Genomic DNA, 23980 nt, shown 5'->3' with positions numbered 1-23980 from the left:
CCCCGGTATGAGGGGGCAGCCCGGCGTCTCCGGCCGGATCAGGGAAACACACCGTGAACACACAAACCGCGCTCTGGGTGGGATTCAACGTCTTCGTCCTGGCCATGCTGGCCCTGGACCTGGGCCTCTTCCACCGCAAGGAGCACGTGGTGTCGCCCAAGGAGGCGGGCGGGTGGACGGTGGTGTGGATCGTCCTCAGCCTGCTCTTCTGCGGAGGCCTCTGGTACTCGGGCTTCTGGACGACGTCCCAGGCCACCGAATGGGTGACGGCCTACGTCATCGAGTACGCGCTCTCGGTGGACAACCTCTTCGTCTTCCTCATGGTGTTCGCCTACTTCCGGGTGGCGCCAGAGGTGCAGCACCGGGTGCTCTTCTGGGGAATCATGGGCGCGTTCGTCATGCGCGCCGCCCTCATCCTGGCCGGCACCGCGCTCGTCCAGCGCTTCCACTGGCTGCTCTACATCTTCGGCGCCTTCCTCGTCTTCACCGCGGCGAAGATGGCCTTCTCCAAGGAAGACGACGACGCCGCGGACCCCGAGCAGACGGCCATCGTGAAGCTGTCGCGGCGCATGCTGCCGGTGGCTCGCCAGGGCGAGGGCAGCCACTTCTTCACCATCGAGGACGGCCGGCGCAAGGTGACGCCCCTCTTCCTGGTGCTGATGGTGGTGGAGGCCACGGACCTGCTCTTCGCCCTGGACTCGATCCCCGCCGTGCTGGGCATCAGCCAGAACGCCTTCATCGTCTACACGTCCAACGTGTGCGCCATCCTCGGCCTGCGCTCGCTCTTCTTCGTGGTGTCGAGCCTCATGGACAAGTTCCACCTGCTCAAGATGGGACTGGCCGCCATCCTCGGCTTCGTGGGCATGAAGATGCTCATCGTCTTCTTCGACATCCACGTCCCCATCGGGCTGTCGCTGGGCATCATCGGCGGGGTGTTGGTGGCCTCCATCGTGGCCTCGCTCATCTGGCCCAAGGTGGAGGCTCCCGAGCCGCCCGCCCAGCCAGCGCAGCCGGGGCGGGACCGGGAAGGGGCCAACTCCTGAGCCCCTGAGTGGCTGGTTCGTTTGGCTTGCGTCCGGGCGCCGAGCCAGCCAATTGTGTGCCATGTCCTCCGTTACCACCGAAGGCATTCGCGTCACCGTCAAGCCCAGCTACTGGCCGGAGCGGAGCGCCCCCGAGTCCCACCAGTACGCCTTCATGTACACGGTGGAGATCATCAACACGGGCCAGGATGTGGCGCAGTTGCGCAGCCGCCATTGGATCATCACCGACGCCACCGGAAAGGTGGAAGAGGTGAAGGGCGAGGGCGTGGTGGGCAAGCAGCCTCGTCTGGGTCCCGGGGAGCGCTTCGAGTACACGAGCTGGGCGCAGCTGCGCACGCCCTTTGGCTCCATGCGCGGCTCCTACACCATGGAGCGCGCGGACGGACGCCAGTTCGAGGCGCGCATCGGTGAGTTCGCCCTCACCCAACCCCACTCCCTGCACTGACCGGCCATGACTCCCGCACGCAAGGGGTTGCTGCTCATCAACCTGGGTACGCCGGATGCCCCTGAAACCGGCGCCGTGCGCCGCTACCTCCGCGAGTTCCTCGGTGATCCGCGCGTGGTGGACATCCACCCGGTGGGCCGCTGGTTCCTGCTCAACTTCATCATCCTTCCCTTCCGCTCGCCCAAGAGCGCGCACGCCTACCGCACCATCTGGACGGAGCAGGGCTCGCCGCTGATGGTGCACTCGCGCGCCCTGGAGAAGGCGGTGGCCGAGCGGCTCGCCGGTGAGTACGAGGTGGAACTGGCCATGCGCTACGGCAACCCCTCGCTGCCGGACGCGGTGGCGCGGCTGCGGGCGCGGGGCGTGGCGGACTTCACCGTGCTGCCGCTCTATCCGCAGGAGGCCCCGTCCTCCTCGGGCTCCTCGCTGGCGCGCACCTACGAGGTGCTGTCCGAGCCCTGGGACGTGCCCAACGTGCGGGCGGTGCCCGCCTTCCACGGGCACCCGGCGTTCCTGGACGCCTTCGCGGAGGTGGCGCGCCCCGTCATCTCCGACGCGCGGGCGGAGCACGTCCTCTTCAGCTTCCACGGTGTGCCCGAGCGCCATGTGCGCCGCACCGATGCCTCGGGCTCGCACTGCCTGGCCTCCGCGGGGTGCTGTGACGCCCTCACGGAGGCCAACCGCCACTGCTACCGGGCCCAGTGCTTCGCCACGGCGCGGGGACTGGCGAAGCGGCTGGGGCTCTCGCCCGACGGGTGGAGCGTGTCCTTCCAGTCCCGCCTGGGGCGTACCCCGTGGGTTCAGCCCTACACGGACGTGGTGCTGCCGGAGCTGGCCGCGCGCGGGGTGAAACGCCTGGCGGTGATGTGCCCCGCCTTCGTCGCCGACTGCCTGGAGACGGTGGAAGAGGTGGCCATTCGCGGGCGAGAGCAGTTCCTCGCGAGCGGGGGCGAGTCGCTCACCCTCGTCCCCTCGCTCAACTCGCACCCCGCATGGGTGGACGCCGTGGTCCAGCTCGTGCGCGAGTCGGAGGCAGTGGCTACTTCTTCGCCTGCGGCTGCAGCAGCTCCTGCGGTACCGAATCGAGCGGGGTGAGGCGCATCACGCGCTCGCCATTGGCCAGGCCGGGCACGGTGGTGCCCTCGGTGCTCGTGGTGAGCGTGGCCTCCCAGGAGCGCCAGCGGCCCGCCTTCACGAGGAACTCGCCCCGGCCCTTCACCCGCACCTCGGCGGAGGCGTCCTGGAGGCCCGCTGCCGACGAGGCCTCGCCCTCGTGTTCGCCCTCGCCGTCCTTCCCGGTGGCCGCCGCGGGCTTCTTCTTGAAGGGCGAGCGGATGGGGCGCAGCTGCCCGGCGATGTGCTCGGAGAGTTCGTACTCGAGTGTCGCCACCTGCTCTCCGTTCTCGGCCGGGGTGAGCGCGGTGAGCTTCACCTGGTTGCGCCGCTCGGCCTTCTTCTCCATGAAGCCAGGGATGGAGCTCGGGTCCACCAGGTTCGTCCCGAGCATCCAGGTGGTGTCTGGGCCCACCGCGTCTCGCGGCAGCTCCAGCACCAGCACCGCCGTGTTGCGCAGCGGCCCGGCGAGCCCGTCCAGCACGAAGCCGCGCTCACTCATGGTGCCCTGATCCGCCTCGCCGCCCGGCCCCTGCGGGACGATGCGGAAGGCGTAGTCGCCGGACTCGGTCTGCCGCAGGACGAAGATGGAGGACGTCTCGCTCTCCTTCACCGAGGGGGACTCGGCCGCCTTGCCCTTCCTGCCCTTGGCGGCCGGAGGCGGCGGCGCGGACTCGGAGGCGGTGGTGGTGAGGCGGAAGGCGGTGGGGGCGTCGAGCTTCCAACGCAGCACCACCTTGGAGGGATCCGGGGGCGGCTCGGGCGCGGGGGCCGGCTTCGGGGCCGTGGCCTGCTTCGCCGGGGCGGCGGGCGTGCCGGGCGGGCGGGGGATGGGCTCCATCTTGCCGACGGGCTCATCCTTGCATGCGGAGGTCAGGGAAAGGGCGGCGAGCAGGCCGAGGAGGCGCCGGTTCACGAAGAGGCTCCTGGTAGGGAGGCTGGAGGGATTCCGGACTTCAGGTGTTCGAGAGTCTACGGCAGTGTTCCGGTGGGTGCACGCGGGGTCTGGTTTCCCAGACCCTGAGTACTTCCCGTCAGGTACCGGGGGGCCGGGGCGCGGCGGCTCGGGCGAGCCGATCCCTCACGGCGATGCCGAGGCCCTCGGCGCGAGGCAGGCAGGCCACCAGGACGTCATGGCCCTGGAGATCCGCCTCGCGCAGCCGGGTGTAGAGGACGCGTGCCGCGCCGGCCGGATCTTCCGGCACGTCGTAGCGGGGCACTCCCTGGGGCAGCGTGAGGCTCGCCGGGCCCATCACTCCGACGCTCCGGCCCTGGGCGCGCAGGGCCTCCACGCGAGCCACGACGTCCGCGGGCTCGGAGAGCACCACCCCCGCCCGGGGCGCGTAGTGCGAGGCGAGGCTGCCCGAGACGCGCACCGTGGCCGAGGTCCGCACCGGCACCTCGCGCCCCAGGACGCGCTCGAGCTCCTCCACCGCCAGGCCTCCGGGGCGCAGCACCGCCGGCTCCTTGCCGCTCAAATCGACGATGGTGGACTCCACGCCCACCGTGCACGGGCCTCCGTCGAGGATGAGGTCCACCTCGTCCCCCAGGTCCGCCCGCACGTGCTCCGCGGTGGTGGGGCTCACCCTGCCGAAGCGGTTGGCGCTCGGAGCGGCCACGCCGCCGCCCAGGGCGTCCAGCACGGCCAGGGCCACGGGGTGGTGGGGGACGCGGACCGCCACCGTGTCCTGGCCACCCGTCACGGCATCCGTGGCGCGCGAGGTGCGAGGGAGCACCAGGGTGAGGGGCCCCGGCCAGAAGGCCCTGGCCAGAAGCCAGGCCTCCTCGGGGACGTGGCGGGCCCAGGAGGGTAGCTCCTCGGCGCGGGCCACGTGGACGATGAGCGGGTGGGTGGCGGGGCGTCCCTTGATGGCGAAGACGCGGCGCACGGCCAGCTCGTCCTCGCAATTGGCCGCCAGCCCATAGACCGTCTCCGTGGGCAGGGCGATGACGCCGCCGCGCCGGAGTGTTTCCACTGCGCGTGTGAGGATGTCCGGGGTAATCATGCCTGTCGGCCGCAATCTGGCTCTCGGAGGGGATGATGGGCAAGTCGCAGCTATTCGAAGCTCGCAGCCAGATGCCCGTGGATGCCGAGGCGGTCTTCGCCTGGCACGCCCGCGAGGGAGCCTTCCAGCGTCTGACGCCCCCCTGGGAGCCCGTGGAGGTGGTGGAGAAGCAGGGCGATGGCATCCGCGAGGGTACGCGCTTGGTGTTGCGCATGCGCGTGGGGCCGGTGCCCCTGCAGTGGACGGCGAGGCACACCCGCTACATTCCCGGCTCGCTCTTCCAGGACATGCAGGAGTCGGGGCCCTTCGCCCGGTGGGTCCACACGCATCGCATGTGGAACGAGGCCGCGGGGGGCGCGGTGCTGGAGGACGACGTGGAGTACGCGCTGCCGGTGGGGACGCTCGGGCGCGTGTTTGGCGGCGGCTACGCGCGGCACCGGTTGGAGCGGATGTTCGCGTATCGCCACGCGGTGACCCGGGAGGATCTGCGGCGCCACGCGGCCTTCGCCGGGCACGAGTCGCTGACGGTGGCGGTGAGCGGCGCGTCGGGGCTGGTGGGGAGCGCGCTGGTGCCCTTCCTCACCACGGGAGGCCACCGGGTGCGGCGGCTGGTGCGGGGCCAACCGGGAGCCGGGGAGATCGTTTGGGCACCGGGCCAGGGTGAGATGGATCTGATCGCGCTGGAGGGCGTGGACGCGGTGGTGCACCTGGCCGGGGCGCCCATCGCCGAGAGCCGCTGGACGCCGGAGTACAAGGCCCTCATCCGCCGCAGCCGCATCGATGGCACCCGGGTGCTGTGCGAGTCGCTCGCGCGTCTGGCGCGTCCGCCGCGGGTCCTGGTGAGCGCGTCGGCCATGGGCTTCTACGGCAGCCGGGGCGACGAGGTGCTCACCGAGTCCAGCTCGTCCGGGGAGGGGTTCCTCGCCGACGTCACCCGGGAGTGGGAGGCGGCCACGGCCCCCGCGGAGCAGGCCGGCATTCGCGTGGTGCACCTGCGCCTGGGCGTGGTGCTGAGCGCCCGGGGCGGCGCGTTGGCGAAGATGCTGCACGCCTTCCAGGCCGGAGGCGGAGGACGCCTCGGGAACGGCAAGCAGTGGATGAGCTGGGTGTCCCTCGAGGACGTCATCGGCCTCGTCCACTTCGCCCTGTTCTCCGAGGGAATGCGAGGGCCCGTCAACGCGGTGGCGCCAAACCCCGTGCGGCAGGAGGAGCTCGCCTGGACGCTTGGCCAGGTGCTCTCCCGGCCGGCGCTCTTCCCGCTGCCGGCCACCGCCGTGCGGGCCCTCTTCGGGGAGATGGGCCAGGAGACGCTCCTCGTCAGCTCGCGCGTCCGCCCCGAGGTGGCCGAGAATCAGGGCTTCACCTTCCTCCATCCCTCGCTGGAGCAGGCCCTGCGCTTCACACTCGGGAAGACGACGGAGGGGCCGCGTTTCCGCCATGGGCTGACAAGGAGTCCGCTTGGATGATCGACGTCGAGGGGCTGACCCGGTACTACGGCGGCCACGCGGCCATCCGCGAGCTCTCCTTCCGCATCGGCCGGGGCGAGGTCATCGGCTTCCTGGGACTCAACGGCGCGGGCAAGACGACCACCTTGAAGATTCTCGGATGCGTGCTGCTGCCCACCTCGGGGCGGGCCGTCATCGATGGCTACGACGTGGTGAGCCATCCCCACGAGGTGCGCCAGCGCATCGGCTACCTCCCGGACACGCCGCCGCTGTACGACGAGATGGAGGTGGGGGAGTTCCTCGCCTTCGTGGCGAGGCTGCGCGGCGTGTCCTCGCGCGAGGTGTCCGCCCGTGTGGCCGAGGCCGAGGAGAAGACGGGACTGCGTGACGTGCACGACGCGCCCATCTCCTCGCTGAGCCACGGGTACCGGCAGCGTGTGGGCGTGGCGCAGGCGCTCGTCCATCGTCCGGCGCTGCTCATCCTCGACGAGCCGGGCAGCGGCCTGGATCCGCGGCAGATGGTGGAGATGCGCTCGCTCATCCGCGGGCTGCGGGGCGCGCACACGGTGCTCGTCTCCAGCCACCTGCTGCCGGAGATCAGCCAGACGTGTGATCGGCTCCTGGTCATCAAGGACGGGGAGCTCGTGGCCCAGGGCACCGAGGAGGAGCTGGGCCAGCGCCTGGGCGGCGGGGGGTTCATCGAGGTGGAGGTGCGGGGCGAACGGACGCGGGTGCTGGCGGCGCTCGAGGGAATGGGGCCGGTGCGCGTGATGGGCGAGGCGGAGGGCGTGGTGACGCTCCGGGTGGAGGCCCCGGCGGACCTGCGGCCGAAGGTGGCCCGGGCGGTGGTGGATGCGGGGCTGGAACTGCTCCGGTTGGACCGTGGGGTGGAGAAGCTCGAGTCCCTCTTCCTGCGGCTCACCCAGGCGGGGGAGGGGAGCGCAACATGATGCGGACGCTGCTCATCGCGCGCCGCGAACTCGCGGCCTACCTGCGCACCTTCCAGGGGTACATCATCATCGCCATGGTGCTGGCGGTGGATGGCCTGCTCTTCAACGCCTACGCGCTGGGCGGGGTGAGCAAGCGCTCCTCGGAGGTGCTCTCCCTCTTCTTCCTGTTCTCCAGCGGCACGACGATGGTGGCCTCGGTCTTCATCTCCATGCGGTTGCTGGCCGAGGAGCGGCAGGCGGGCACGCTGGCCCTGCTGTACTCCTCGCCGGTGAAGGACCATGAAATCGTCCTGGGCAAATTCCTCTCGGCGCTGGCCTTCCTGGCGCTGATGACACTGGCCACGCTCTTCATGCCGCTGCTGGTGATGGTGCACGGCAAGCTGTCCCTGGGCCATATCGCCGCTGGCTACCTGGGGTTGCTGCTGCTGGGGAGTGCCTCGCTGGCCATCGGCACGTTCGGCTCGGCATTGGCGCGCAACCAGGTGCTGGCCGCCGTGCTCTCCGGGTGCATGCTGGTGGCGCTGCTGACGTGCTGGCTGCTGGCGCGCATCACCGAGCAACCGCTCTCGGACGTCTTCAGCGCGCTGGCGCTGTGGAACCAGCACTTCCAGCCCTTCCAGGCGGGCGTGGTGCACGTGCGCGACGTCGTCTACTACCTGCTCGTCACCTACGTGGCCCTCTTCGCCGCCACGCGGGTGCTCGAGGCGCGGAGGTGGCGGTGAGCCTCCGTCCCAACCCCTGGGTGTCCGTGCTGTACGTGGTGGGCCTGGTGGCCCTCTTCCTCGGCGAGCGCGTGGTGGGCGCTGGCTCGATGAGGCTCGTGCTGAGCGGGTCAGGCCTGACGCTGGTGGGGCTCGCGGTCGCGTGGCGCGTGTCGCGGGTGGTGCGGACCTCGGGAGTTGCGCGCGTGCTGGAGCGCTGGCTGCTCGGCCTCTTCTTGCTGGGCGGGCTCGGCTTGTCGCTCTACTTCCTCCAGTCGGATGCGGCGGCGTTCCTCGTGCCAGTCGCTTCGTTGAAGCGGCGGGTTCCGGAGCTGACGGGGGTGCTGCGGGCGCTCTTCCCCGCGCTGCTGGTGACGGCGCTGTTTCCGCTCGCGCTGGTGGAGCTGGCGGCCGCGTCCATGGCGCGTGGGCCCGTGCTGGTACCAGGCCGGTTGCGCGCCGCGCTCCACTCGGGGCTGGGGATGGCCTTCGCGCTCATCTTCGCCTTCTCGACCCTGTACGTGGCCACGCGGGCGGACGTCTCGTGGGACCTGGCGTACTTCCGCACCGCGAGGCCGGGCGATGCCACGCGCCTGCTGGTGCGCCGTCTTCCCGAGCCGGTGGAGGTGACGCTCTTCTTCCCGCCCGCCAACGATGTGCGGCAGGCCCTGGAGCAGTACTTCCGGGAGCTGGCCCGGGAGTCCGGGTATCTCGAGGTGGAGGTGCTGGACCAGGCGGTGGAGCTCTCGCGGGCGAGGGAGCTGGGAGTAGGGGAGAACGGCTCCGTGGTGTTCAGCCGGGGCCAGCGCATCGAACGGCTGAAGGTGCCGCTCGAGCTCGACAGGGCCCGAGGGCAGTTGCAGCGGCTGGACGAGGACGTGTACCGGCGGCTGCGGGTGGTGTCGCGTCCCCGCCGGGTGCTGTACCTCACGGCGGGCCATGGTGAGCGGGGCCTGCTGCCCCAGGCCGCCACGGCGCTGGAGAAGGCACGGCCCGGCCTGTCGCAGCTCGAGGAGTGGTTGCGCGTGCTGAACGTGGAGGTACGCACGCTGGGCATGGCCGAGGGGCTGGGGACGGAGGTGCCGCGCGATGCCTCGGTGGTGGCCATCGTGGGGCCCGGGCGCGACTTCTCCCCGGAGGAGCTCGCCGCGGTGCTCCGGTACGTGGAGCGCGGTGGGCGGCTGTGGCTCGCGCTGGAGCCGGACGGGCCCGGTCTCGAGCCGCTGTTGGAGCCGTTGGGCTTGAAGCTGCTGCGCGTGCCCCTGGCGAATGATCAGCGCTTCCTGCTCATGAGCCACCAGCGGAGCGATCGAGGCAACCTGGTGACGGCGAGCTTCTCCTCGCACGCTTCCGTGGGGACGCTGGCCTCGTTGGGAAGCGACGCGGCGCTCGTCTTCGCTGGCGCGGCGGCGCTGGAGCCCGTGCAGCCCCTGCCCAGGGGCGTGGCCCAGGACGTCTCGGTGCGAGCTCCCGCGGAGACGTTCCAGGACGGCGACCAGGACTTCACCGCGGACGAGGGAGAGCCCCGGCGGGCCTGGCCCCTGGTGGTGGCGGTGGAGAAGGCCGGCGTCTCGGGCGCTTCGCCCTCGCGCGTGGTGGCCATGGGTGACTCGGACGTGATGACGGACTCCGGCCCACGTGGCTATGGCAACCCGTACCTGCTGGTGGACACGGTGCTCTGGCTCCTGGGTGAGGAGGAACTGGCGGGCGTGGTGTCCAACGAGGAGGACGTGCCGCTGCAGCACACCCGCCAGCAGGACGTCCTCTGGTTCTACTCGGCCGTCTTCCTCGCTCCCTCGCTGGTGCTCGGGGCGGGCTTCCTCGTGACGCGGCGCCGGAGACGGCGAGGTGCGCGATGAGGGCGCGAGGTGTGGTGCTCCAGGGCGCGCTGGCGGCGGCGGGATTGATCGCGGCCTTCTTCGTCTGGCAGCGGGAGCCCGCCGGCGTTCCCGGTGAGGTGGTGGTGCTGGACGCGCCGAAGCAGACACTGGATCGCGTGCGCTACGAGGACGCATCCGGCTGGGTGGAGCTGTTCCGCGAGGCGTCGGAAGATGGTGCGTTGTGGTTGCGGCTGGGGACGAAGGCGCTTCCGAGGGAGCTGCGCGCCAACGAGACGGCGGAGAAGCTCTTCATCCGTTTCGCGCCGCTGAAGGCCACGCGGAGCCTGGGCGTGCTGGATGCGGAGACACTGGCCGAAGTCGGGTTGAAGGACAGTCCCCGGAGGCTGGCGGTGAAGCTGACCAGCGGAGAGCACGTCTTCACGCTGGCCTCTTCTTCGATTGGATGGGGCAGCCCGTACCTGCGGCGGGAGACGGACGGGCGGGTCTTCCTCCTCCCGCCGTCGCTGCTGCCCGATCTGGAGAACGCCGCCAACCGACTGGTGGACCGGACGCTGCACGCCTTTGGCGCCGGCGAGTACGACGTCCTCACCGTCACCTCCGGGGGCTCCTCGCGAACCTTCCTCGTGCGTGCGCGGGCGCAGCGCCCGGCGGAGCTCGTGCCTCGGGATGCACCGGACTCAGCGGATGAAATGGCTCGCAAGTGGCACGAGCGGGTCTGGCTGCTCGCGCCGGCGCAGGCGGACTTCCTCGGCCGGGGAGAGGCGCCGCCCGGAGGCGAGCCCCATGAGGTGTTCCGCGTGGAGTACCGGCATGGGGACGCGCGCCTCGGCTGGCTCTCCGTGGCGCGGGGGGCGGGAGGCGAACTCCATGCCCGCACCGAGCACACCGCTGGCTGGGCGAAGCTGCCCCCCTGGGCGGACTCCCTCGTTCAAGATGCCGAGAAGGTCGCCGCGGGGCGCTGAGTGGCCCGTTCGTTCCGGCTGCTCGTCTACTCGGGCTTCTTCGCCGCTTCCATGGCGCGGTTCACGTAGGCGAAGAGCTGTGGGTCGAGCCCGAACCTGGCGCCCATGGCCGGCTCCTGCTGGTACATGGTGCCCAGCGACTTCTCGATGCCGGGGTTGCCGCCGGTGAAGGCGCGGACGAGCTCGCCCCAGCGCCGGGCGAGCTTCTGCACGGGCTCGCTGGCCGGGTCGGTGCCCTTCTCCATCTCGGCGCGCACCTTGGCGATGAGCTGGGGCCACTCCTCCTGGACCTGGCGGATGGCGTCCTCCCCCAGGGCCTGGCGGCGCGCCTCGAGCTCCTGGAGCTGCTCCGGGGTGTAGTACTTCTCGAACATGGTCATGACCTCGATGGTTTGAATGAGTTGATCGACGGAGGGCGTCTCCGCCGAGCGGAACTGCGTGGCGAGCGCCTCCAGGCGCCGGCACAGTTCCTGTTGGAGGGCGAGCTGCTCGCGAGCCCGCGCGAGGTGCAGCTCGAGCACCCGGATGGGCGAGAAGCCGGGCTCGTCGATGCAGCGTTTGATCTCCTCCAGCGAGAAGCCGAGCTGGCGGAGGGACAGGATGCGCTGCAACCGGGCGACATCCTCCGGGGTGTAGAGCCGGTAGCCGGACGCCGTGCGGAGTGATGGCGAGAGCAGGCCCAGCTCGTCGTAGTGGTGCAGGGTACGGATGGACAGCCCGGTCCGCCGGGCGAGCTCGCCTACCTTCAGGGGTTCGGGCTGCAAGGTGCACGCTCCTTTCGACCACACCGATGTGTGGCTGCCAGGATGGGTACACCCTCACGTCGCGTGAGGCTCAAGGGGAAAAGCGAGGCCTGCCTCCTCCCCGAGCCAGTGGGCGTCACGCGCCCCGGTTTCGTCGCTACGCGGCCGGGGACACGGTCGCGAGCACGCGCTGGACCTCCTGGACCAGCGCGTCCGGCAGGCACGGCTTGGTGACGTAGGCATCACAGCCGGCGTCCTCCGCCTCGCGCGAGTGCCCATCCAGGGCATGGCCGGTGAGCGCCACCACGGGGATGGAGCGCGTGCGGGGATCCTTTTTGAGGCGCCGGGTGGCCTCCCAGCCATCCATCACCGGCAGCGAGAGATCCATGAGGATGACGGACGGGCGCAGCGCGAAGGCCTTCTCCACGGCCTCCAGTCCATTGCGCGCCTCGGCCACGCGGAAGCCGGAGTACTCGAGGTACTCGGCGTACATTTCCCGGGCATCCTGGTAGTCGTCGACGATCAGTACGAGGGGCGAGATGTCGTTTCGAGCTGTGCTGTTCATGTCCGCCTCGTGCGGCGTGGAAGGTGCAGTGTGAAGGTCGAGCCCTGTCCCACCGCGCTCTTGAGCGAGATGCGTCCATCGAGCATGGCGGCCAGACGGCGGCAGATGGAGAGACCCAGGCCCGTGCCTCCATAGGCGCGCGTGGGGGAACTGTCCACCTGCTGGAAGTCCTCCCAGATCTTCTCCTGGTGACCGGGGTCGATGCCGATGCCGGTATCGGCCACTGCGATGTGGAGCGTGGCGGTGGCGACCTCGTACGAGGCCAGCACCTTGATGGAGCCCTCGTGGGTGAACTTCAGGGCGTTGGACAGGAGGTTGACGACGATCTGCTTCACCTTCTGCCGATCGCTGTTCACCGGGGGCAGGTTCGGGTCCACCGAGGTGCTCACCACCAGCTTCGAGCGCGCGATGATGGGATCCAACTCGGCCATGACCTCCTGGACGAGCTCGGGGATGCGGAACTCGGACAGGTGCAGCGGCATCCGGCCCGCCTCGATGCGGGTGATGTCGAGGATCTCGTTGATGATCTCCAACAGGTGACGGCCGTTGGAGTCGATGCGGGTGAGGCTGCGGCGCTGGGGCGCGGGGAGCTCCCCGTTGACGCCCTGCAGCAGCATGTTGGTGTAGCCGAGGATGGCGTTGAGCGGCGTGCGCAGCTCGTGGGACATGTTGGCGAGGAACTGCGACTTGGCGGCGCTCGCCTGCTCGAGCTGGATGGCCTGGCGGCGCAGCAGCTCGTTCTGGGTGGCCAGCTCCTCGGTGGCGGCGTTCACCCGGGCGGCCAGCTCGGAGGAGGCCTCCTCGAGCCGCGCGAGCTGGTGGCCCTTGTACAGGCGCGTCAGGTGCATGCCCAGGTGGCCGGCGAGCCACGAGGCCTGGGGAGACAACTCCGGCACGGGCGCGCCCACCAGCAGCAGCCCGGGGGCGGGCGAACCGGGAGCGGCCCTGCCCAGGGACAGGGTGAAGAGGCCCGTCCCCGCCAGTGGCAGCTCCGGGGGAAGCTGGCCGGGATGGAACCAACGGGGCTCGGTCCACTGGAGCGCCTCCACCAGCGGATGCTTCGGATCATGCAGGGCGAGCACGAAGTTCCCCGCGCAGGGCAGGCCGTACGAGGCGAGCGTCACGAGGCAGTGCGAGTCCGATTCGTCGGGCGCGAGACACAGCACCTGGTCCACGTGGGCGTGGTGGACGAGCCAGGCCACCGCGGCCTCGGCACAGGTCTTGGCATCGTCGCAGCCGAGTAGCAGCTCGGCGAACGCGAGTCGCGCCTCGGGGCCGGGCGCGGGCAGCGACGGCAGGGCGGCGGTGGATGGCAAGACGCGGCGCTCCGGTGTCCTCGGGGTACGGGTCGGGAACCACTCATCAGTGGAGCCGAGGCTTCCCATGGTTGTGCGTCACCCGGCGCGAATCGCCAACACCCCCCGGTCGGGGTTGTTGGCTCGTGTACATCCCGAGGCTCCAGTGGAGGACAGGCAGGCGAGCGGGGATGGCTGGTCGCTCGCCTTCCCGCCCCTCGGCCGCGTTCCTAGCCTTGGAACATGGTGGAAGAGCGCACGCACAAGTCGCTGTGGACGATGTCGGCCCCGGCGCGGCGCTATCCGGCGCTGCAAGGGGACCTGGAAGTGGACGTGGTGGTGATTGGCGGGGGGATCGCGGGCCTCACCACGGCGTACCTGCTCAAACAGGAGGGCAAGCGCGTGGCGGTGGTGGAGATGCACCGGCTGCTGACGGGGCAGACGGGGCAGACCACCGCGCACCTCACGGAACTGCTGGACACGCCCTATTACACACTGGTCTCGGACTTCGGGGAGAAGGGGGCGCGGATGGCCGCCGGATCCACCCGGGCCGCCATCGAGAAGATCGCCGGGCTGGTGGAGGGGCTGCGCATCTCCTGCGGCTTCCAGCGGCTGCCCGCGTTCCGCTACGCGGAGACGGAGCGTGAAGCGCGAGACCTGGAGCGCGAGGCGTCCGCGGCCCGGCAGGTGGGCCTGATGTGCTCGCTGACGAACGAAGTGCCGCTGCCCTACCCGGTGAAGCTGGCGCTGCGCGTGGAGGATCAGGCGCAGTTCCATCCGCGCGAGTACCTGCTGGCGCTCGCCGAGGGGATTCAAGGGGGCGGCAGCCACATCTTCGAGGAGACGCAGGCCACGGAGCTGCACGAGGGGGTGCCCTGCCGGGTGCACACCTCGCGGGGCATCATCACCTGCAGGGACGTGGTGGAGGCGACCACGACTCCGCTCAACCGCGTCTTCCTGCACACCAAGCTCTATCCGTACCGCACCTACTCGGTGGCGGGGCCTCTCGAGAGTCCGCTGGAGGCGGGGCTCTATTACGACAGTCAGGATCCGTATCACTACATCCGCACCCAGCGGGTGGAGGGCGTGGACTACGTGATTGTCGGGGGCGAGGACCACAAGGTGGGAACGGAGGAGGACACGGAGCGCCACTTCGAGGCGCTGGAGGCGTACACGCGGCGGCGCTTTCCGGTGACGCGAATCGATTACCGCTGGTCCGGACAGGTCATCGAGCCCGCGGACGGACTGGCGTACATCGGGCGCAACAGCAATTCGCGGCACGTGTGGGTGGCCACGGGCTTCTCGGGCACTGGCATGACGTTCGGGACGCTATCGGGGATGATTTTGACGGACCTGATCCTCGGGAGGCAGAACCCGTACGCGGCGCTCTACGACGCCACGCGGGTGAAGCCGAAGGCGGGGGTGAAGGACTTCATCCAGGAGAACGCGGAGGTGGCGTTCCACTTCGTGGCGGACCGGCTGGCGAAGCCGGAAGGGCACGACCTGTCCGAGGTGCCAGCCGGGGAGGGCCGCATCCTGGAGGTGGACGGGAAGAAGGTGGCCGTCTTCCGCGAGGAGGGTGGGGCGGTGCACGCGGTGAGTCCGGTGTGCACGCACCTGGGGTGCCACGTGCACTGGAACAAGGCCGAGCGCTCGTGGGACTGCCCGTGCCACGGAGCCCGCTACAGTCCGACGGGCGAGGTGCTCAACGGTCCCGCCGTGAAGGGCCTGCCGTCGAAGAAGATCCGCTGATCCGGGAGGCGCATTTCGAGGGCGGGAGGCTCACGCGGCGACCGTAGGATGGGCCGCATGAGCTTCTCGCGCTTCAGGATGGGCCGCCACGTGCGTGGTGCCGCTGTGCGACGAGGAGGCTGGTGGAGGGGCCCAGCGCGAGCCGCTGATGGGGACGTCCTCTCGCGGTGCCCACGGGGGTGGACCCCGTCTTCGAAATCCCCTGGCACAACTGGAAGACCCGGGAGTTGAGCGCGCCCAGGCTCTTCCGTCACCAGTGCCTCACCCCTCCACGCGAGCCCTTCGAGAAGCACCACATCTTCCCGCAGGAAGCAGCGTTGGCCAGATGGTTCAAGCGCAATGACATCGACATCCATGCCTTCACCATCCGCTTGCCCAGGAGCTTCCACCGATGGCTGCACAGCAATGGTTCCCAGGGTGGGCAATGGAATGAAGCATGGCGGCAATTCATGAATAAGAGTCGTGATATCGCCAATGCGGATGACATCTGGCGGTTCGCGGGCGAGCGCATGATGCGGTTTGGAGTGAATGGACCACTCGTTCCCTATTCTTGCGATTGAGTGGAAGGTGGCGAGCACTCGCATGCAATACTTCGTCGTTCATGAAGACAGGTCAGCGGGTTACACGGGCTTCATTGAAGCCGTGCATAAGTGGCTGCTTCCGGGCATCCGCAACTGTCCCGTTTGCAAGGCCACCTGGGGGGCCGGTTTCTCATATCCCTCCGTGGACCTGTCCCCGGTGGCGGCCCTGGCCGATTTCGAGGAGGCTCGAGCGGAGCCCATCGAAGAGTATGAGCGGCTGTGTGAGCTGGTACGTCCCTTGCTGCCCGCGGGAAGCGTGTTGAGACCCGGGTCGGACTTTGGCCCATTGGTTGGCAAGGCTCAGGGCAGCTTCGGGTCGTTCGTCATGAACTACTCCTGGATATTGCTGGTACAGCGCGAGGCGCTGGAAAGGCTCCAGGCCGAGGGACTCCGAGGACTCAAGGGCTGCCGCACCGAGTTGCGCTTCCGCCAGCGAAAGTCACCCGAGCTGCTCGAATTGGAAGTCCTCCCCGTAGGGCGTACGCACCCGGATTGTCTGCCCCCTGAGCGCAAGCCCCCGTGCCCTCGTTGTCATCGCCTTGGCCTCTCGCTACCCAAGGAACTGCTGTTGGACGCCAGCACGCTTCCCAACGAGCGGGATCTGTTCCGGCTGGAGGACTTCTCCGGAGTGATCGTCTGCACCGAGCGTTTCGTCGACGCCTGCCAGCGCCTGGGCCTGGACGGCGTTGCCTTCAAGCCTCTGCCGTCGAAGGAGAGCCTCTGAGCCGGGAGGCGCTTTTCGAGGAGGGATGTGCACGCGGCGACCGAAGGGTGGGCGCATGAGCATCTTGCGTCATCCACCTCCTGGCGGTGCCCTCGGACACCTCGGGAGGCGCACGAATTGAGGTGGAGCGGCTGGGAATGAAGCGCCTGGATGGCCTGGCCCTCCCCGGACGCAGGCTCCTGGCCCACGTCCGGAGAGCGCCTGCGTGAGGGCTACTGCGCGAAGATCTTCACCGACGACATCTTGTCGTTGGCGCCCTGCGGGATCAGCGGCGTATCCGCGGTGAACGTCCACATCGTCCCGGCGAAGTTGTCGTCCTGATAGACCTGCACCGTCCAGCCGGCGGGGACTCTGAGCGAGCTCATCCAATCGTTGGGGATGCCCGCCGCGTTGAGTTGCGCGAGCGTGTAGCTCCCGGGGTCCAGCGAGATCCCGAGACCGCCGTACCCGCCGTCCGCGTAGAAGATGGCTCCGGGAGGCTTGGTGGCCTTCACGTTGTCGAACGCGGCCGCGCTGTCATGGGCCCGGAGTCCGAGCGCCCCCGAGGCATACGTGGCATCGATGGCCGTGACGCTGGGGACCGTCGAATGGTTCAGATAGACCGAGATGCGGTCGCCGTTGGCCACGACCTTGAGGTGATAGGTGACGTTCGGATCGATCGCCGCGGTGGCGCTCGCGAGCTCGGTCCAGGTACCTGCGTTCGCCTTGCCCAGAATCACCCTGTCACTGCCCGCGGCGATGCCGGCGTAATAACCCTTGTAGGCGTCGAGCCCGGCTCCCGGGTTGCTCACCCGGAACATCAACCCGGCGTCCCCGGAGGCGCCCGGCGTGACATCCGCCTCATGGGTCAGCGCGGAGAAGTTCGTGTTCAGCAAGGCCTTGGCGTCGGGGCTCCGTTGGGTGACATAGCGGCCGTTCGACACGGTCCACGTCGCGCCGTAGGTGGTCCAGCCCAGCGCGTTGCCGTCGCAGAAGTTGTCCTGGCTGCTCATCTCCACCGGTTTGATCGTCCCGTCGCTATTGAAATACATGCGATCGTAGGCGAGCACGCGGTGATTCCCGTCCGTCTCTCCGAGCGGACGGCGGTGATAGAAGATGTACCAGTCGTCCGTTCCAGGGACGTTGACCACCGTGTTGTGACCCGAGCCGGTGGCGATGGCCGCGTTCTGGCTGAGGATCGTCCCCGCCTTGGGGAAGGGCCCGAGCGGCGAGTCGGCCATGCCATAGGACACGCGGTAGTCCGGCCCCGTCCATCCACCCTCGGACCACATCAGATAATACTTCCCGTTGCGCTTGAACATCAGCGCGCCCTCGACGTAGCCCGAAGGAGTGATCTCCTTGAAGGACGAGCTGTCCAGGCTGATCATGTCACTGTTGAGCCTGACGACGTTGCAGTGCCCCCAACCGCCGTAATAGAGGTAGGCTTGGCCGTCGTCGTCGATGAAGACGTTTTGATCAATCGGCTGCGCGCCGTTGATGAACGTGCTGATCAGGGGGCGGCCGATCGCGTCGACGTAGGGGCCACCGGGGTTGTTGGACTTCGCGACCCCGATACCGCCCAACTGTCCGTTGCTCTGGATGTCGTTGGCTCCGAAATACAGATAATAGGTGTTGTTGCGGAAGATGGGCGACGGAGCCCAGATCGCCCGGGTTGCCCAGGACACGTTCGCCTTGTCCAGCACCTTGGAGTGCTTCGTCCAGTGGATGAGATCGGAGGAGGAGAAGGCGTCCAGATAGGTCTGCTCATCATAAGGAGCGGAGTACGTCGGGTAGACCCAATACACGCCGTTGTAGAACTTGATATCCGGATCGGCGTACCAGCCGCTCACGAAGGGATTGCCGGAGGTTCCGGGCGAGCACTCCGGGGCCAGGGGCGCACCTGCCACCCCTTCGGGTCCAACGTCTGCTCCACCAACGCCGGGAGCTTGCGCATGCGACCCATTCTCGCCGCCGCCGGTGGTGTGGTGTGACGTCGTCCCGGCGCCGCAATGGACCGTGGCGGTCAGGAGCAGCGGCGCCAGCGCCAGGCGGCCCAGCCAGGGACGTTGCCACGCGGACCCTGGAGGCAATGACTCTCTATCCATGCGACGGCCTGCACATCCATCATCGAGCGTCGATTTCATGGCCCGCATCCTGCGTCGCGCAGTTCTTTCGTTCAAGGCTAATAATTCGTGGATATCTGTTCTGTCTGGTTGTTGCTGGGTCGCGCGGGTTGTGTAGGGATAGGTAAAGAAAATGGCGGCGCCTTGGCGGTAGGATGGGCCGCATGAGCTTCCTGCGCTCCGGAATTGGGCTCGCGCTGCTTGGCGTGCTGCTGAACGCCTGCGTCACCTCCGTGCCCGTGGTGCGTGAGGAGGCCGGGGCGCCCGAGGGCGTGTCCTCTGCATGGGAGGAGGCCCGAGCGGACGCCACGTGCGTGGTGCCGCTGTGCGATGGGGAGCGGTGCGCCATCTGGCGTTGCCAGGACGTGGTGGAGGCGGAGGCCCACCCCGTGCGGCTGGCGCAGGCGATGGTTCCGGCGCCCGCGCCGGCACCGATGTTCCGCGCGCCGCTGGTGGAGGGGCCCAGCGCGAGCCGCTGGTGGGGACATCCTCTCGCGGTGCCCACGGGGGTGGACCCCGTCTTCGAAATTCCCTGGCACAACTGGAAGACCCGGGAGTTGAGCGCGCCCAGGCTCTTCCGTCACCAGTGCCTCTCTCCTCCGCGCGAGCCCTTCGAGAAGCACCACATCTTCCCTCAGCAGCGAGTGCTGGCCATGTGGTTCAAGCTCAAGGGCATCGATATCCATGCCTTCACGATTCGCGTTCCCAAGAGCTTCCACCAGTGGCTGCATAGTGGCGGGCCCGAAGGTGGTCAGTGGAATGCGGCCTGGCGGCGGTTCAAGGATGAGAAGCCGGATGCCTCCCCGGATGAGACCTGGCGCTTCGCGGGTGAGCTCATGATGCGATTCGGAGTGAATGGCCCGTTTGTGCCCTACTCCTGCGAATAGAGGAGCTCACTGATGCGCCATTTCAGAATTACGGAAGACAGCTCCTCGGGATATACGGGCCACGTTGACGCTGTGCATAAATGGCTGCTTCCAGGCATCCTCACCTGCCCTGGATGCAGGACCACTTGGGGTGGGGGCTCCAAAGCCTACCCCTCGGTGGACTTGACCCCGGTGGTCTCCCTTGCGGATTTCGAGGAAGCCCGAGCCTCGCCCATCGAGGAGTACGAAAAGATGTGTGAACTGGTGCGTCTCCTGCTTCCCCCGGGCGCCCTGTTGGAGCCCGGGGCGGGTTTGGGACCGCTCGTTGGCAATGCTCGGGGCCGCTTCGGGCCGCTCGTGTCTCTTGACCGCTGGTGGCTCCTGGTGCAGCGCGAGGCTCTGGAGCGGCTTCAGTCCGAGGGCCTCCGAGGACTCAAGGGCTGCCGCACCGAGTTGCGCTTCCGCCAACGCAAGTCACCCGAGTTGCTCGAATTGGAAATCCTCCCCGTGGGGCGTACGCACCCGGATTGTCTGCCTCCTGAGCGCAAGCCCCCGTGCCCGCGTTGTCATCGCATGGGCCTGTCGCTACCCGAGGAACTGCTGCTGGATGCCAGCACGCTTCCCAGTGACCGGGACCTGTTCCGGCTGGAGGACTTCTCCGGAGTGATCGTCTGTACCAGGCGCTTCGTCGACGCCTGCCAGCGCCTGGGGTTGGACGGCGTTGCCTTCAAGCCGCTGCCGTCGAAGTAGAGGGCTCATCCGTTGCTGCGCGGGGCTCGCGTGGGTGGCACGATGGGCACATGCCCGCAGCGACCGCTCGTGTCCTTCCCACCGCCGATGCCGTTCCTCCCGCCGAGCGCCTCCTGCCCGAGGGCTTCACGCCCGCCGCGCGGAGGGCCCTGGCGAAAAAGGATCCGACGCTCGGCGCGCTGATGAAGCAGGTGGGGCCCTTCCGCATGAAGGTCAATTCGATCCAGAGCCCCTTCCTGGCGCTGGCGGAGTCCATCGTCTACCAGCAGCTCACGGGGAAGGCGGCGGCCACCATCTTCGGGCGCGTCTGCGAGCGCGTGGGCAAGGGGCGGCGTTTCACTCCGGAGGCGGTGCTCGCCCATCCGGTGGAGGGCCTGCGCGAGGCGGGGCTGTCCGGCGCCAAGACGGCGGCGCTCAGGGACCTGGCGACGAAGGCGTTGGAGGGCGAGGTGCCCACGCTGGCCCGGGCGCGGCGCATGAGCGACACGGAGCTGGTGGAGCACCTCACGAAGGTGCGTGGCATCGGGCAGTGGACGGTGGAGATGCTGCTCATGTTCCGGCTGGGCCGGCCGGACGTGTTGCCGGTGGACGACTACGGCATCCGCAAGGGCTTCATGCGCACGTACGGTCTCGAGGAGCTACCGCGCCCGAAGGAGCTGTTGGCGTACGGTGAGCGCTGGCGCCCGTGGCGTTCGGTGGCGAGCTGGTACCTGTGGCGCTCGCTGGAGCTCTCGAACGACCCCGCGTCTCCGGGAGGCGGGCGTGCATGACCGTGTATGTCCCCTCTCCCCCTGGGAGAGGGCTAGGGTGCGGGTCTGCCCGCCCCGAGCCCGAGTTCCCCCTTGCCCTTCTTCCGGGGCGCGTGTCCGCTCCACGCCCGAGTCAGCAACTCACGCACTTGCGCATTCGTGACGTCCGGGTAGCTCTCGTATCCATCCGACACGGAGACGAAGGGCTCGGGCTGGGAGCAGCAGACGACGTCCTCGAACTCGCTGGCGAGCAGGCGCAGTGCCTCCTCGGCGCCCACGGGGACGGCGGCGACCAGGGCCCGAGCCCCGGCCCTGCGAAGCAGCCCCGCCGCACGCCGGAGCGTCACGCCCGTGGCCGTGCCGTCATCCACGACGACCACGGTACGCCCCTCGAGCGAGGGCACGGGCGCGGCCGGCCGCATGGCGCGCACGCGCTGGCGCAGTTGCCGCCTGGCGCGGGAGAGGGCCTGTCCGAGCGCCTCGTCGGAGAGATCGAGCGCGTTGAGCGTGGCCTCGTGGAGCTGCAGCGCCGCGGGCGCGCCGAGCAGCCCGAGTGTCACGTCGCGCGGGGAGGGTCCCCTCGCGTGGAGGATGGGCTGGACGACGGCCAGGTCCAGCGGCGCATCGAGTGCACGGGCGACCTCGAAGGCCACGGGCACGCCGCCATGAGGCACGGCGAGCACCATGACGTCCTCGCGCCCGGCGAGGTGCGAGAGCGACCGGGCCAGCGTCCTACCGGCCTCGGTCCGGTGACGGAAGGGGACATTCATTTGCGCACAACGTGCGCCCCTCTCTCGGGTATCGCAATACGGGGAATCACCCTCGCGTCCAGGTCACGACGCTTGCCCGAGTCCCCGCCGGGAGGAAATGCGCTCACGCGTTGCCTCGCCGGGTGTACGTCTGTACAGTGCCCGACCCCATGAAGTCCGAGAAGGAAGAAGGGTCTTTCGCCGGGCCTCGGCGCAAGCCCTGGACGGGTCCCCGTGGTCTCGACGCCGTCCTGCGGGGTTGGCGTGATGACAAGCAGGTCTGGCCCAACATCGTCCTCGACGAGGTGACGCCGGCCCGGGCTGGAGCCTACGCGCCCATCCCCGAGGAGGTGTCGCCCCAGGTGCGCGAGGCCCTGAAGCGCCGAGGCATCGACCGGCTCTTCTCCCACCAGGCCGAGGCCTACCGGCTGGCGCGCTCGGGGCGCAGCCTGGTCATCGCCACGCCCACGGCCTCGGGCAAGAGCCTCTGCTACAACCTGCCGCTGCTGGACCAGTTCGCGCGGGAGCCGCAGGCGCGCGCCCTGTACCTCTTCCCCACCAAGGCGCTGTCGAGAGATCAGGAGGAGTCGCTGCGCGTCTTCATGCGCGAGGCGGGCCTGGAGCACGGCGCCATCACCTTCGACGGGGACACGCCGGGGGATGCCCGGCGGGCGGCTCGCGAGCGCAGCGGCGTGGTGCTCACCAACCCGGACATGCTGCATACGGGCATCCTCCCGCACCACGCGAACTGGGCGCGGCTCTTCTCCAACCTGCGCTACGTCGTCATCGACGAGCTGCACACGTACCGGGGCGTCTTCGGCTCGCACCTGGCCAACGTGTTGCGCCGGTTGCAGCGCGTGGCGGCCTTCCATGGCTCGTCGCCGGTGTTCATCCTGGCCTCGGCCACCATCGGCAACCCGAAGGCCCACGCCGAGCGGATGCTGGGCCGCGAGGTGTCGCTCGTCTCCGAGAGCGGAGCGCCCTCGGGTGAGCGCCGGATCATGGTCTACAACCCGCCGGTGGTGAACGCGGAGCTGGGCATCCGCGCCAGCTACCTCAAGAGCGCGGTGCGGCTGGTGGCGGACCTGGTGCGCGCCGAGGTGTCCACGCTGCTCTTCGGCCAGTCGCGCAACAACATCGAGGTGATGCTCAAGTACCTGAGGGACCGGTTCATCGAGGAGAAGATGGACCCGAATCTCATCCAGGGCTACCGCGGCGGCTACCTGCCGGGGACGCGCCGGGCCACCGAGGCGGCCATGCGCGCGGGTGAGGTGCGCTGTGTGGTGGCCACCAACGCGCTGGAGCTGGGCATCGACATCGGCTCGCTGGACGCGGTGGTGTGCGCGGGCTACCCGGGCTCGGTGGCGGCGTTGATGCAGCGCTTCGGACGCGCGGGTCGCCGGGGCGCGGGCAGCCTCGCGCTCCTCGTGACCTCGAGCTCGCCGTTGGATCAGTACTTCGCGGGGGATCCGAAGTCCCTCACGGGCGCTCCGGTGGAGCACGCGCGCATCGATCCGGACAACGTGGAGATCCTCGTCCAACATCTCAAGTGCGCGGCCTTCGAGCTGCCCTTCGAGGAGGGGGACACCTTCGGGGACGTGCCGGCCGAGTCCACCACGGACGCGCTCGGCTATCTCGCGCAGCACGAGGTGGTGCACCCCACGCCGGGCCCCCAGGGCAAGCGGATGTTCCACTGGTCCGCGGACGCGTACCCGGCCAACCACGTCTCGCTGCGCAGCGTGGGCTGGGACAACGTGGTCATCATCGAGCTGGGCACGGATCGCACACTGGCGGAGATGGACTTCCGCTCGGCGCACACGATGTTGCACGAGCAGGCCATCTACCAGCACGAGGCCGAGCAGTACCAGGTCGAGCGCTTCGACTACGAGAACCACAAGGCCTACGTGCGCAAGGTGGCGCCGGACTACTTCACCGACGCGATGACGTACGTGCGGGTGAACGTCATCCAGGAGGACCAGGGCGCCGCGCTCGGGCCGGACCTGCAGGCGGGCATGGGCGAGGTGAGCGTCATCGAGAAGGTGGTGGGCTACAAGAAGATCAAGTTCCACACCCACGAGAACGTGGGCTACGGGGACGTGAACCTGCCGGAGATGCAGATGCACACCACCTCGCTCTGGCTCACCGTGCCGGAGAGCGTGGTGCGCTCCATGGGCGCGCCGCGGCCCGCCGTCATCGATGCGCTCCGGGGAATAGCCAGCGCGCTGCGGACGGTGGCCTGCGTGGGGCTGATGATCGACCCGAGGGATATTGGCAAGACGCTCGGGAGCAAGGACGACGCGGACGGTCCGCCGCGCAAGGACGGAGGCGTGGGTTTCGATCCGACCATCTTCCTCTACGACAACATTCCGGGAGGGGTGGGGCTGGCCGCGCGTCTGTTCGACCAGCGAGAGGAGTTGTTGCGGCGCGCGCGGCGGCTGCTGGAGTCGTGCGGCTGCGAGGATGGGTGCCCCGCGTGCATCGGCCCCGCCGCGGGCGTCATGCCCGGCAGCGCGCCGGTGGACACCCACCCGCGCAAGCGGCTCGGGTTGGAGATTCTCTCGGCCCTGGGTGTCGTGGCCCTGCAGTAGGCGAGGTGCG

The 23980-nt window shown here is 69.0% G+C and carries 21 protein-coding genes and 1 pseudogene; 15 read left to right on the top strand and 7 right to left on the bottom strand.

Features of this window, described 5'->3' with window-relative positions; translation table 11 throughout:
- Positions 1-53 precede the first annotated feature (53 nt).
- The 3 genes from JQX13_RS00855 to hemH all read left to right on the top strand — a co-directional run bounded on the left by JQX13_RS00855 (position 54) and on the right by hemH (position 2583).
- Positions 54-1043, top strand: coding sequence for a TerC family protein (locus JQX13_RS00855; RefSeq protein ID WP_203407179.1), 990 nt, complete (start codon positions 54-56; stop codon positions 1041-1043).
- Positions 1044-1104: 61 nt separating this feature from the next.
- Positions 1105-1488 carry a Co2+/Mg2+ efflux protein ApaG gene (gene apaG, locus JQX13_RS00850; RefSeq protein ID WP_203407178.1) on the top strand — a complete coding sequence of 128 codons (384 nt, stop codon included), beginning with the start codon at positions 1105-1107 and terminating at the stop codon, positions 1486-1488.
- A gap of 6 nt (positions 1489-1494) precedes the next feature.
- Complete coding sequence (gene hemH, locus JQX13_RS00845) at positions 1495-2583, top strand: ferrochelatase (RefSeq protein WP_203407177.1); 1089 nt, start codon at positions 1495-1497, stop codon at positions 2581-2583.
- Here the strand turns inward: hemH and JQX13_RS00840 are convergent.
- Both JQX13_RS00840 and JQX13_RS00835 read right to left on the bottom strand, forming a co-directional pair.
- Positions 2528-3517, bottom strand: coding sequence for a hypothetical protein (locus tag JQX13_RS00840; protein ID WP_203407176.1), 990 nt, complete (start codon positions 3515-3517; stop codon positions 2528-2530). The genes hemH and JQX13_RS00840 overlap by 56 nt on opposite strands.
- Positions 3518-3635: 118 nt before the next feature.
- Positions 3636-4577: an L-threonylcarbamoyladenylate synthase gene (locus JQX13_RS00835; RefSeq protein ID WP_430384144.1), complete on the bottom strand. Its 942-nt coding sequence runs from the start codon at positions 4575-4577 to the stop codon at positions 3636-3638.
- A 65-nt stretch (positions 4578-4642) separates the two neighbouring features.
- Between JQX13_RS00835 and JQX13_RS00830 the strand changes: the two genes are divergently transcribed.
- From JQX13_RS00830 to JQX13_RS00810, 5 genes are read left to right on the top strand one after another with little or no spacing between them, the layout of a single operon-like run.
- Positions 4643-6073, top strand: a complete 1431-nt coding sequence (locus tag JQX13_RS00830) for a TIGR01777 family oxidoreductase (protein ID WP_203411816.1) — start codon at positions 4643-4645, stop codon at positions 6071-6073.
- A complete protein-coding gene (locus tag JQX13_RS00825; RefSeq protein WP_203407174.1) occupies positions 6070-7002 on the top strand; it encodes an ABC transporter ATP-binding protein in 933 nt (310 codons plus the stop codon). The genes JQX13_RS00830 and JQX13_RS00825 overlap by 4 nt, the downstream gene beginning before the upstream one ends.
- The gene (locus JQX13_RS00820; RefSeq protein WP_239014451.1) at positions 6999-7724 is read left to right on the top strand and encodes an ABC transporter permease; all 726 of its coding nucleotides are present in this window, start codon (positions 6999-7001) and stop codon (positions 7722-7724) included. Before JQX13_RS00825 ends, JQX13_RS00820 begins: the two co-directional genes overlap by 4 nt.
- A complete protein-coding gene (locus JQX13_RS00815; protein WP_239014450.1) occupies positions 7721-9562 on the top strand; it encodes a Gldg family protein in 1842 nt (613 codons plus the stop codon). The genes JQX13_RS00820 and JQX13_RS00815 overlap by 4 nt, the downstream gene beginning before the upstream one ends.
- Complete coding sequence (locus JQX13_RS00810; RefSeq protein ID WP_203407173.1) at positions 9559-10506, top strand: hypothetical protein; 948 nt, start codon at positions 9559-9561, stop codon at positions 10504-10506. Before JQX13_RS00815 ends, JQX13_RS00810 begins: the two co-directional genes overlap by 4 nt.
- A gap of 26 nt (positions 10507-10532) precedes the next feature.
- Here JQX13_RS00810 and JQX13_RS00805 read toward each other — a convergent pair whose 3' ends face one another.
- From JQX13_RS00805 to JQX13_RS00795, 3 genes are all read right to left on the bottom strand, one after another.
- The gene (locus JQX13_RS00805; RefSeq protein ID WP_203407172.1) at positions 10533-11270 is read right to left on the bottom strand and encodes a MerR family transcriptional regulator; all 738 of its coding nucleotides are present in this window, start codon (positions 11268-11270) and stop codon (positions 10533-10535) included.
- Positions 11271-11406: 136 nt separating this feature from the next.
- Positions 11407-11814 carry a response regulator gene (locus JQX13_RS00800; RefSeq protein ID WP_203407171.1) on the bottom strand — a complete coding sequence of 136 codons (408 nt, stop codon included), beginning with the start codon at positions 11812-11814 and terminating at the stop codon, positions 11407-11409.
- The gene (locus JQX13_RS00795) at positions 11811-13130 is read right to left on the bottom strand and encodes a sensor histidine kinase (protein WP_239014449.1); all 1320 of its coding nucleotides are present in this window, start codon (positions 13128-13130) and stop codon (positions 11811-11813) included. The genes JQX13_RS00800 and JQX13_RS00795 overlap by 4 nt, the downstream gene beginning before the upstream one ends.
- Before the next feature lie 222 nt (positions 13131-13352).
- Between JQX13_RS00795 and JQX13_RS00790 the strand changes: the two genes are divergently transcribed.
- The 3 genes and pseudogenes from JQX13_RS00790 (at position 13353) to sitI6 (JQX13_RS00780) (ending at position 16166) form a co-directional block, all read left to right on the top strand.
- Positions 13353-14861, top strand: a complete 1509-nt coding sequence (locus tag JQX13_RS00790) for an FAD-dependent oxidoreductase (protein ID WP_203407169.1) — start codon at positions 13353-13355, stop codon at positions 14859-14861.
- 149 nt (positions 14862-15010) lie between these two features.
- Positions 15011-15421, top strand: a pseudogene (sitA6, locus tag JQX13_RS00785) (SitA6 family polymorphic toxin lipoprotein); the annotation flags it as partial.
- 22 nt (positions 15422-15443) lie between these two features.
- Positions 15444-16166 (top strand): SitI6 family double-CXXCG motif immunity protein, encoded by a 723-nt coding sequence (gene sitI6, locus JQX13_RS00780; protein ID WP_203407167.1) that lies wholly within the window; start codon positions 15444-15446, stop codon positions 16164-16166.
- 212 nt (positions 16167-16378) lie between these two features.
- Here sitI6 (JQX13_RS00780) and JQX13_RS00775 read toward each other — a convergent pair whose 3' ends face one another.
- On the bottom strand, positions 16379-18052 hold the full coding sequence (locus JQX13_RS00775; protein WP_239014448.1) for a family 43 glycosylhydrolase: 1674 nt from the start codon (positions 18050-18052) through the stop codon (positions 16379-16381).
- Positions 18053-18432: 380 nt separating this feature from the next.
- Here JQX13_RS00775 and sitA6 (JQX13_RS00770) point away from each other — a divergent pair, with 380 nt between their 5' ends.
- From sitA6 (JQX13_RS00770) to JQX13_RS00760, 3 genes are read left to right on the top strand one after another with little or no spacing between them, the layout of a single operon-like run.
- A complete protein-coding gene (gene sitA6, locus JQX13_RS00770; protein WP_239014447.1) occupies positions 18433-19155 on the top strand; it encodes a SitA6 family polymorphic toxin lipoprotein in 723 nt (240 codons plus the stop codon).
- A gap of 12 nt (positions 19156-19167) precedes the next feature.
- Positions 19168-19884, top strand: a complete 717-nt coding sequence (gene sitI6 / locus JQX13_RS00765) for a SitI6 family double-CXXCG motif immunity protein (RefSeq protein WP_203407165.1) — start codon at positions 19168-19170, stop codon at positions 19882-19884.
- A 50-nt stretch (positions 19885-19934) separates the two neighbouring features.
- Positions 19935-20654, top strand: a complete 720-nt coding sequence (locus JQX13_RS00760) for a DNA-3-methyladenine glycosylase family protein (protein ID WP_203407164.1) — start codon at positions 19935-19937, stop codon at positions 20652-20654.
- Positions 20655-20686: 32 nt separating this feature from the next.
- Here the strand turns inward: JQX13_RS00760 and JQX13_RS00755 are convergent, their stop codons facing one another.
- Positions 20687-21403 (bottom strand): phosphoribosyltransferase, encoded by a 717-nt coding sequence (locus JQX13_RS00755; RefSeq protein WP_203407163.1) that lies wholly within the window; start codon positions 21401-21403, stop codon positions 20687-20689.
- A 149-nt stretch (positions 21404-21552) separates the two neighbouring features.
- On the opposite strand from JQX13_RS00755, the gene JQX13_RS00750 reads away from it, so the two are divergent.
- Positions 21553-23970 carry a DEAD/DEAH box helicase gene (locus tag JQX13_RS00750; RefSeq protein WP_203407162.1) on the top strand — a complete coding sequence of 806 codons (2418 nt, stop codon included), beginning with the start codon at positions 21553-21555 and terminating at the stop codon, positions 23968-23970.
- Positions 23971-23980 lie beyond the last annotated feature (10 nt).

It is taken from the genome of Archangium violaceum (genome assembly GCF_016859125.1).
Lineage (GTDB): Bacteria > Myxococcota > Myxococcia > Myxococcales > Myxococcaceae > Archangium > Archangium violaceum_A.
This window is presented reverse-complemented; position numbering and strand designations above follow the sequence as displayed.

Excerpts from the sequence above, each read along its gene's own strand:
- apaG (WP_203407178.1), top strand. The coding sequence starts at position 1,105 with ATGTCCTCCGTTACCACCGAAGGCATTCGCGTCACCGTCAAGCCCAGC.
- hemH (WP_203407177.1), top strand. The coding sequence starts at position 1,495 with ATGACTCCCGCACGCAAGGGGTTGCTGCTCATCAACCTGGGTACGCCG.
- JQX13_RS00830 (WP_203411816.1), top strand. The coding sequence starts at position 4,643 with ATGGGCAAGTCGCAGCTATTCGAAGCTCGCAGCCAGATGCCCGTGGAT.
- JQX13_RS00825 (WP_203407174.1), top strand. The coding sequence starts at position 6,070 with ATGATCGACGTCGAGGGGCTGACCCGGTACTACGGCGGCCACGCGGCC.
- JQX13_RS00820 (WP_239014451.1), top strand. The coding sequence starts at position 6,999 with ATGATGCGGACGCTGCTCATCGCGCGCCGCGAACTCGCGGCCTACCTG.
- JQX13_RS00810 (WP_203407173.1), top strand. The coding sequence starts at position 9,559 with ATGAGGGCGCGAGGTGTGGTGCTCCAGGGCGCGCTGGCGGCGGCGGGA.
- JQX13_RS00800 (WP_203407171.1), bottom strand. The coding sequence starts at position 11,814 with ATGAACAGCACAGCTCGAAACGACATCTCGCCCCTCGTACTGATCGTC.
- JQX13_RS00790 (WP_203407169.1), top strand. The coding sequence starts at position 13,353 with ATGGTGGAAGAGCGCACGCACAAGTCGCTGTGGACGATGTCGGCCCCG.
- sitI6 (WP_203407167.1), top strand. The coding sequence starts at position 15,444 with ATGCAATACTTCGTCGTTCATGAAGACAGGTCAGCGGGTTACACGGGC.
- sitA6 (WP_239014447.1), top strand. The coding sequence starts at position 18,433 with ATGAGCTTCCTGCGCTCCGGAATTGGGCTCGCGCTGCTTGGCGTGCTG.
- sitI6 (WP_203407165.1), top strand. The coding sequence starts at position 19,168 with ATGCGCCATTTCAGAATTACGGAAGACAGCTCCTCGGGATATACGGGC.
- JQX13_RS00760 (WP_203407164.1), top strand. The coding sequence starts at position 19,935 with ATGCCCGCAGCGACCGCTCGTGTCCTTCCCACCGCCGATGCCGTTCCT.
- JQX13_RS00755 (WP_203407163.1), bottom strand. The coding sequence starts at position 21,403 with ATGAATGTCCCCTTCCGTCACCGGACCGAGGCCGGTAGGACGCTGGCC.
- JQX13_RS00750 (WP_203407162.1), top strand. The coding sequence starts at position 21,553 with ATGAAGTCCGAGAAGGAAGAAGGGTCTTTCGCCGGGCCTCGGCGCAAG.